Annotated in this window: 8 protein-coding genes; 1 reads left to right on the plus strand and 7 read right to left on the minus strand. The window is 28.0% G+C overall.

Annotated features, from left to right (window positions below):
• Nucleotides 1-152: 152 nt before the first annotated feature.
• From lepA to gpr, 4 genes are all read right to left on the minus strand, one after another.
• Nucleotides 153-1,955, minus strand: coding sequence for a translation elongation factor 4 (gene lepA / locus NSA58_RS11610; RefSeq protein ID WP_039680586.1), 1,803 nt, complete (start codon nucleotides 1,953-1,955; stop codon nucleotides 153-155).
• Nucleotides 1,956-2,136: 181 nt separating this feature from the next.
• Nucleotides 2,137-2,331, minus strand: a complete 195-nt coding sequence (locus NSA58_RS11615; RefSeq protein WP_039680585.1) for a hypothetical protein — start codon at nucleotides 2,329-2,331, stop codon at nucleotides 2,137-2,139.
• A 14-nt stretch (nucleotides 2,332-2,345) separates the two neighbouring features.
• The gene (gene spoIIP / locus NSA58_RS11620) at nucleotides 2,346-3,317 is read right to left on the minus strand and encodes a stage II sporulation protein P (protein ID WP_039680584.1); all 972 of its coding nucleotides are present in this window, start codon (nucleotides 3,315-3,317) and stop codon (nucleotides 2,346-2,348) included.
• A gap of 15 nt (nucleotides 3,318-3,332) precedes the next feature.
• Entirely contained in the window at nucleotides 3,333-4,286 is a 954-nt protein-coding gene (gene gpr / locus NSA58_RS11625) for a GPR endopeptidase (protein WP_039680583.1), read from the minus strand.
• A 273-nt stretch (nucleotides 4,287-4,559) separates the two neighbouring features.
• Between gpr and rpsT the strand changes: the two genes are divergently transcribed.
• On the plus strand, nucleotides 4,560-4,826 hold the full coding sequence (gene rpsT, locus NSA58_RS11630; protein WP_018591488.1) for a 30S ribosomal protein S20: 267 nt from the start codon (nucleotides 4,560-4,562) through the stop codon (nucleotides 4,824-4,826).
• A 200-nt stretch (nucleotides 4,827-5,026) separates the two neighbouring features.
• Here the strand turns inward: rpsT and holA are convergent, their stop codons facing one another.
• From holA to NSA58_RS11645, 3 genes are all read right to left on the minus strand, one after another.
• A complete protein-coding gene (gene holA, locus NSA58_RS11635) occupies nucleotides 5,027-6,070 on the minus strand; it encodes a DNA polymerase III subunit delta (protein WP_039680582.1) in 1,044 nt (347 codons plus the stop codon).
• Nucleotides 6,039-7,304, minus strand: a complete 1,266-nt coding sequence (locus NSA58_RS11640) for a ComEC/Rec2 family competence protein (protein ID WP_039680581.1) — start codon at nucleotides 7,302-7,304, stop codon at nucleotides 6,039-6,041. Before NSA58_RS11640 ends, holA begins: the two co-directional genes overlap by 32 nt.
• A gap of 122 nt (nucleotides 7,305-7,426) precedes the next feature.
• Nucleotides 7,427-8,629 carry an aminotransferase-like domain-containing protein gene (locus tag NSA58_RS11645; protein WP_257560489.1) on the minus strand — a complete coding sequence of 401 codons (1,203 nt, stop codon included), beginning with the start codon at nucleotides 8,627-8,629 and terminating at the stop codon, nucleotides 7,427-7,429.
• Nucleotides 8,630-8,777: the final 148 nt, after the last annotated feature.

Here is an 8,777-nt window from a genome sequence, read left to right on the forward strand (position 1 = left end):
GATTATCTTAAAATAAAAAATAGTTATACAAAAGTAAATATCAAAATCTAAGAATTTATTTTACATAATAAGCAAATAAAAAAGAAGCTATCTCTTATAACTGTAAAAACTATTTGAGATAACTTCTTTAACTAACTATTTATTTATACAATTTATTCATCTAATTTAAGAACTGACATAAATGCCTTTTGTGGAACTTCCACGCTACCAATCTGTCTCATACGTTTCTTACCTTCTTTTTGTTTTTCAAGAAGTTTCTTCTTACGAGATATATCTCCTCCGTAGCATTTAGCTAGTACGTCTTTTCTAAGAGCACTTATTGTTTCTCTTGCAACTATTTTATTTCCAACAGCTGCTTGTATAGGAACAGCAAACTGATGTCTTGGTATTTCATTTTTAAGTTTTTCACACATTGCCTTACCTCTAGAGTACGCTTTACTCTCATGAACAATAAAACTAAGTGCATCTACTTGTTCTTTATTTATTAATATATCTAACTTTACAAGTTGAGAAGGTACATACCCTTTCATTTCATAATCAAGAGAACCATAACCTCTTGTTCTTGACTTTAAGGCATCAAAGAAATCATATACAACTTCATTTAATGGCAAATCATAATGTAGCATAACTCTTTTTTCATCAATATACTCCATGTGTAACATTGTTCCACGTCTTTCTTGGCAAAGTTCCATAACTATACCAACAAAGTCTTTTGGGGCTATAATATCTGCTTTTACAATTGGTTCTTCTATCATTCTTATTTCTGAAACTTCTGGTAAGTTAGCAGGATTTTGAACCATAACTACTTCACCATCAGTTTTAGTAACTCTATATATAACAGAAGGAGCAGTTGTTACTAAGTTTAGATTAAACTCTCTTTCTAATCTTTCTTGTATAATTTCAAGATGTAATAATCCTAAGAACCCACATCTAAAACCAAATCCTAGAGCTGCAGAAGTTTCTGGCTCAAACTCAAGGGCAGCATCATTAACTTGTAGTTTTTCTAAACAGTCTCTTACATTTTCGTATTTTTCACCTTCACCTGGATAAATACCACAGTAAACCATAGGAGTTGCTTTCTTATATCCTGCCATAGGTTCTTCTGTTCTATTATTAGCATCTGTAATAGTGTCTCCTACATGACAACTTCTTATGTCCTTTATACTTGCTGCTATATATCCAACATCTCCAGCCGATAAACTATCAAGTTCAGTAGCTCCTGGGGCCATAACACCAACTTCTGTTACTTCGAATTTCTTCTTAGTATTCATCATTTCGATTGTCATACCTTTTTTAACTTCACCTTCAAAAACCCTAACATAAGCTACAACACCTTTATAAGCATCATAATACGAGTCAAATATTAAAGCTTTCAACGGTTTATTTGCATCTCCTATTGGAGCAGGTACATTAGCTACTATATCTTCTAATACATCTTGTATGTTTAAACCACTTTTTGCTGATATTAATGGTGCTTCACTTGCATCAAGTCCTACTAAATCTTCAATTTCTTCTTTTACCTCATCTGGTCTCGCACTTGGAAGATCTATTTTATTTATTACTGGTAATATTTCTAAATCTTGTTCTAAAGCTAAATACACATTAGCTAATGTTTGAGCCTCTACACCTTGAGCGGCATCTACTACAAGTAACGCCCCCTCACATGCTGCTAAACTTCTCGATACCTCATAGTTAAAATCCACGTGACCTGGAGTATCTATAAGATTTAAATAATATTCATTTCCATCCTTAGCTTTATATATTAATCTAACATTTTGTAGTTTAATAGTGATTCCTCTTTCTCTTTCCAAGTCCATGTTATCTAATAACTGACTTTTCATTTCTCTATCACTTACTAAACCTGTGTACTGTATTAATCTATCAGCTAAGGTAGACTTACCATGATCTATATGAGCAATTATACTAAAATTCCTAGTTCTACTTTGTTTGTCCACCTTTATTCCTCCTTAATAAGTTATTATCATAAACTTTATTTTATAATATATCTGCACTTCTGTAAATAAGTACTATATTACAAAAAAATAAGACTTATTTCTTAAGTCTTATTTTTTCTATTATTTTGATTTATTTTTGTAATTTGTATTCTTATATTATGTAACAATTAAATGCTCTAGCTTAAAATATATCCATTATATATTTTGTAAGATTACTTTTACTATCATCATCTAAGACTTCATTAGCTCTGTAATCTATTAACAGTATACTACTACTAGTAATTATTAACATTAGAAATAAAAATATAACTCTGCAAACCGTTTTATATTTCTTTTTAGAACTCTTTTCTTTTTGTATTCTTTCTAAACGACTCATAATTTACACCCTAATTATTTAATATTAGAATAATATTCATCTAGTATTTCTGCTACATATTTAGATGTAGCCAAAGCTTCTTTTGTACTTGTTGCATTATTTCCTATTTCTATTAATAAACCATTTTCTGACATATATTGATTAAATCTACCATATTGTTTTGTTACTACTGGACAAACTAGCCCTGGGTATTTCTTTTCAGCCAATGCAGTGATTTCTTCTGCCTGTCTTTTTAGTTCTCCAACATTTTGATTTCTCTGCCCAACTACCAAGAAAAATTTAGCAACGGTTTCTCCATTTATTTCAGTAGTATATTTATCATGCACTGTTTTTTTTGCTTGCTCACTCTTTAAACTTTGACCATCTCTATGCAAATCTATAGCTATTTTAACAGAATCATATTTAGATAGTATAGATTTGACTGTTTTAGCACTTGTTGCATAAGCTTCATTATATGATAAATCATTATATTTGGTACTATGAACTACCCCCCACCCCTTCTCTGTTAGCTCTGTAGATAAAGCACTACCTACAGCCATAACTGAGTTTTCTATATCTGTAGAGTGATAGTTATTCTTTGGTGAATCTGAATATGTTTCACTACTATGAGTGTGATAAATAAGTATTTGAGGTTTGTTCTTTGTTATCCTTAAGTTATTTGTATAACTTGAGTCAATAATATTACTAGTTGCCTTTGATTCTTTTTCTTTATTTGTTTCTGGCTTGTTTTCTTCACCAACATAAATATTAACATATTCTTCATCATCTTTATTACTTATATTGCTTTTTATATTATCTGTAGATTCTAAGTTTTCTTCATCATCTTTTTTATCGTTATCTTCTTTGTCTATAACCTTTACTTCAGGATAAGATGACTTCACCAAATATTTTAATATATCTTCTTTATCTAATGCTTGAGAAATAGTAGGTAAAATACAAACTATTAAAAATCCTATTTTTATAGCTTTTATTTTATTTTTTTTCATTAAAATTCCTCCTTGTTACGAAGTTCTCCCTGGATGAAGAGATCTATTTAATCCTTCACTAATTATTATTGATAGATTTTCTATAGTTTCATCTATATCCTTAGGAGTAACAATTAAATTTTTATCATAAGGATCTAGAGAATCTCTAATTAGTTGATATTTTTCTTCTTCCTGTAATTTTTGAAGCATTTTATAAAATACTTCACCTTGATTAGATTGCTCCATCAAATTTTTTATAGCCATATCTAATACATCATTTGTTAAAGTCGCTGCATCAACTACTGTCGGTACACCTATAGCTATAACATCCACTCCCAAATATTCTTTATTTAGAGCCTTTCTTTTATTGCCTACTCCTCCACCTGGGGCTATCCCAGCTGTTGATATTTGTATGGTAGAATTTACCCTATCCATCTTTCTTGAAGCAAGTGCATCTATGGCAACTACTCTGTCTGGCTTAATAGTATCTACTATTGCCTTTACAGTTTCGCTAGTTTCTATTCCAGTAATGCCCATAACACCTGGACTTAAAGCTGCAACTTCTGTAAAATCATCATCGTAATCCTTATTATAGTTTTTAAATATATGACGAGTTACAAGAGTTTTTGATACTGATTTTGGGCCTAGTGCGTCTGATGTTATATTCCAGTTTCCAAGTCCAATTACTAAAGTTTTCTTGTGTTCCTCTGAACCAAAAATATCTTTAAGTTCATTAGCTAAATAACTTATTATTTGTTCTCTTGATTCATCGTCATCATATTTCATCAATTTACTTTCTAATGTTACGTATGTTCCAATTCCTTTATTCATTATTTGAGAACCTTGCTCATTTAATACTTCGACTTTTGTAACTACGCAGTCATCAAGTTGTTTATTTATTGTTTTAACTCCTGGTATTTCACTACTATTACTGCTTTCTTCTATTATCTCCCTTGCTTCTAGAGCTAGGTCAGTTCTAATTTTTATCATAGTTTCCTCCAGTATTCAATAAAATGATATTATTGATTATTGACATGTACTAACATTTTAAACATTATTTATCATTTTTTATTACTTTTATGAATAAATAAATCTATTATTGTGAAATATTTTTATATGTGATAAAGTAAGTCATGCACTAAAAAAACAGTTAACAAATTATATTTAACTAATAAATATTAACTCTTGATTTTTATATTTATTTCTGTTAAAATCTAATATGTTGACGATGAGAATAATTATATTTACGAGGAGGTGTTTTTCGTGGCAAACATAAAATCAGCTAAAAAGAGAATAAAAGTTATCGATAAGAAAACTGCTTTAAACAAAGCTAGAAAATCTCAATTAAAAACTGCTATAAGAAGATTCGATGAAGCTGTTACTGCAGGTAACGTTGAAGAAGCTACAGCTAGATTCCAATATGCTCAAAAGAGAATATACCAAGTAGCATCTAAAGGAACTATACACAAAAACGCTGCAGCTAGAAAAGTTGCTAAATTAGCTCAAAAATTAAACGCAATGAACGCATAATAACAGTTTAATTTTTATAAATTTAAACCCTTGATTTTATCAAGGGTTTTTTATTATATTCATTTTAATATTACCTCTTCCCCAATTCTTCAAAAGTCTACTTTATTTTTGGCACTATATGAATGAAATATCTCAATGCCTCCAACTAACTTGATAAGATCCTCGCAATAAAAAAAGCCTTAGAATTTTAACCAAGACTTTTAACTAATATTTCTCTGACAATACTTACCCACTAAAATTTCTATGGCCAAAGTATCCTTTATTAATCCATTTTTAATTTTAAAATCATTTTCTAGGATAAAATTTAACATGTCTATTATTATATCATCCGAGAAATTACGACTTTGCTTTAAGGCTTTATTAACTACAAATTGTCTTAAACTTAATTTTTCACAAATATCATTTACAGATATACCTTGTATTTGTAGCTGCCTAACTTGTAAAACAATTTTAAATTGTCTACTTATCATAGCGAATATCCCAAGAACTGACTCACCTTCGCCAATCATATCATTTAATATTTTTATGGCAGATGATGAATTCTTCTCTCCTATATAATCTATAAGTTTAAAAATATCATTTTCTATTTTCTTTTGAGATAACCTATCTATAATCTCATTACTTACTTTATTTTCTTTACCTACAAAAGAGCTAATTTTAATTATTTCATTTTCTAAATCCGAAAGGGTCTTGTCACTATTTTTATCTCTGTATCCTTGAGATTCTATAAAATACATAACTTGTGCATTTTCTATTATGGCACCAAAAGCTTCAAACTTCCTTTTTGTCCATTTAAACAAGTCCATATCAGAGATTTTATCACAGTTAAATACAATACCTTTTTCTTGTATTTTTTTAACTATCTTCTTTCTTTTGTCCACTTCACCGTACACGACAAAAACTAAAACGGTACTTTCTGATATATTATCTAAGTAATCAATAAAGTATTTTTCATCACCTTCAGAAAAATTCTTTCTTTTCCCTTTTAGCAATTCAAAATCCTTCACTATGGTAATTTTTTTATCATCCATAAAAGGTAGAGTTTCTATAGAACTTAACAATTGATCTAAAAAAATTTCTTTACCATCTATTACATCTAAGTTGAAATCAATCATAGATTCATTTAGGCTTTCTTTAAAGTTTTTTATAGCATTATCAATTAAGTAATATTCCCTACCATATAAAAGATATATATTTTCAAAGTTTTTATTTTTAATATTCCTTATAATATCCTTGTAATCCATTTTCTTGCTCCTTCATAATTTTTAACTCTCTATATATCATATACGAAAAAATTAAAATGTAATAAAAAGTTACATAAAATAATTTAGGATTCTTCATTTCAATATATGCTAATTTGTTCTCTGCGAGTTTGTCCAATAAATAATATACCATAATAATAATACTTTTGCTCAAATATGCTAAAATTTTTGATATTAAAATACTAAATCTAAATAAAATCACACTAGTTATACTTAAATTCATTATTATACCAATTACAGGAACAATAATTACATTACCTAGAAGAAATAGTACTGGTATACCTTTAAACACATAGTATACAATAGGCAAAGTTAATATATTTGCACTTAAACTTATGGATACAACACTTATTTTTAAATACTTATTTATTATTTTATAAAAATATATAATAGATAATGTGGCTAAAAAGGATAATTGAAAAGATGTATTATAAATTATATAAGGATTATTTACAACCAAAAATGCACCTATCAAAGATAGGCTACATATTCCATCTCTCTTTTCCTCCAAAAAAATAGCCAAATACATAATTACAATAAAAACTATAGATCTACTTATGGATGGTGAAAACCCTACTATTACACTGTATAAGATCATTATAATAGTCAAAATTATAAGTTTGTAAAATTTATTAATTCCATTTATAATTATGGCAATCATTGTGCATAATATTCCTGTATGAAGTCCAGATATAGCTATAATATGACTCGTTCCCGTTTTCGAAAACATCTCCTTTTCATCCTTACTCAAATACTCCTTTTGCCCTAAAATTAATGAATTAACAAAATCAGATTTATCTTTATATAAATATCTAAATGTATCTCTTAAATAAGTTTTTATATCTCCTATAAAAGTATAGAATTTACTATCTCCTTTTATTTTATAATATTTTGAAGTTATAACACCTTTATATCCCATACTTTTTACATATCTACCATAATTAAAATCATCAAAGTTCATTTTGTCTAAACTTTTTATTCTTCCATTTATTTTAACTATTTTACCTATTTTTATGTCTAGTTTTCTACTGTAATCATTTACTAGGTATTTTTCAATTTTATATTGATCATATTTATCTTTTTCAACTTTATCTCTTACCACGCCTTCAATAGTTATTTTTTCTTTATCTTCAATTTTATCTAGTGGTTTATTATTTGTATAAATAAAAGATATGAATAATAAAAATATAAATAATATTAATATCGGCCTTCTCATCTTACCTCCATAATTCTTTTTTATTTATTTTTATTATCATCATCTTATTTTTTTTCAAACATATTATATAATTTCCTTGCAATTAAAAACATATCTTCACTTAAGAAGGTATGCCTTTTATATTAAACCTCAGCAGTTTCACTCACTGATTCATTTAAAACTTTGCCTAATCTTTTTATTCCTTCGACTATTTTATCCTCTTTACAACTAGAGTAATTTAACCTAAAGTAATTTTCTTTATTTCCACTTGGGAAGAAAAATCCACCTGGAACATAAGCCACATTGTTTTTTACACATTTTCCCATAAGTTCTTGAGCATTTAACGTTTCAGGTAATCTGACCCATGTAAATAATCCTCCATCAGGATGAGTAAAACTAACTCCTTCCGGAAATTCTTCTTTCATACAATTTAACATTAAATCTCTACGCTTTTTATATGTAGCTTTTATTTTTTCCACATGTTCATCTAAGTCATAATCATCTATGTATTTACTAAGTTCTCTTTGTCCTATAGTAGATGTTTGTAAGTCAGAGTTTTCTTTACAAGTTATAAATTTTCTTAATATTTCTGGTGATGCACAAGTCCATCCTAATCGATATCCTGGGCAAAATATTTTAGAAAAAGTACCTAAATATATTACAAGCCCCTTTGTATCAAATGATTTCAATGATGGTAAAAACTCACCTTCATATCTTAGTTCTCCATAAGGATTATCTTCTATAACAGGCATTTCATATTTATTTATAACTTCCATAAATTTTTTACGTCTTTCAAGTGACCAAGTTATTCCTGTTGGATTCTGAAAATCAGGTATCACATATATAAATTTTATTCTATCATTTTCTTTCAATATTTTTTCTAGTTCTTCTATTATCATTCCTTCTTTATCCATAGAGACTTCCATAACTTTAGGTTGATAATTTTTAAAAGCATTTAAAGCACCCAAATATGATGGACTTTCACATAATACTATATCTCCCTCATCTAAAAATATATTCCCAGCATAATCTAAAACTTGCTGTGATCCACTAGTTATAAGTATATTCTCTGCTTTTACATTAGTTTTACTTTTAGCATTCATTCTATTAGCTATATGAATTCTAAGAGGTAGATATCCTTGAGATCCTGAATATTGTAGAGCTTCTTCTCCATTTTCATCTAAAACTTTAACTGCTACTTTCTTCATCTCCTCCACAGGAAATAACTCTGACGCCGGTAATCCTCCTGCAAAAGATATTATATCTGGCTTTTCAATAAGTTTTAATATTTCCCCTAATTCCGATTTTTTAAATAAGTCCATTCTTCTAGCATATTTAACTGCCATACATTGCCCCTCCTTTTCCAAAATTTTCTAAATATTTATAATAATAGTCCTTTTTGCTATTTTTTTCAACTGTTGTTTTATATTTTGTATACAAAATATAATTTAATTACCAAATATCTAATACACTTAATTCTTATATTTATGAAAT

This window comes from Terrisporobacter muris (genome assembly GCF_024621905.1).
GTDB classification, from domain to species: Bacteria; Bacillota; Clostridia; order Peptostreptococcales; family Peptostreptococcaceae; genus Terrisporobacter; species Terrisporobacter muris.

Coding starts and splice junctions, on each gene's coding strand:
- NSA58_RS11615 (WP_039680585.1), bottom strand. CDS start 2,331: ATGAGTCGTTTAGAAAGAATACAAAAAGAAAAGAGTTCTAAAAAGAAA.
- spoIIP (WP_039680584.1), bottom strand. CDS start 3,317: ATGAAAAAAAATAAAATAAAAGCTATAAAAATAGGATTTTTAATAGTT.
- gpr (WP_039680583.1), bottom strand. CDS start 4,286: ATGATAAAAATTAGAACTGACCTAGCTCTAGAAGCAAGGGAGATAATA.
- holA (WP_039680582.1), bottom strand. CDS start 6,070: ATGGATTACAAGGATATTATAAGGAATATTAAAAATAAAAACTTTGAA.
- NSA58_RS11640 (WP_039680581.1), bottom strand. CDS start 7,304: ATGAGAAGGCCGATATTAATATTATTTATATTTTTATTATTCATATCT.
- NSA58_RS11645 (WP_257560489.1), bottom strand. CDS start 8,629: ATGGCAGTTAAATATGCTAGAAGAATGGACTTATTTAAAAAATCGGAA.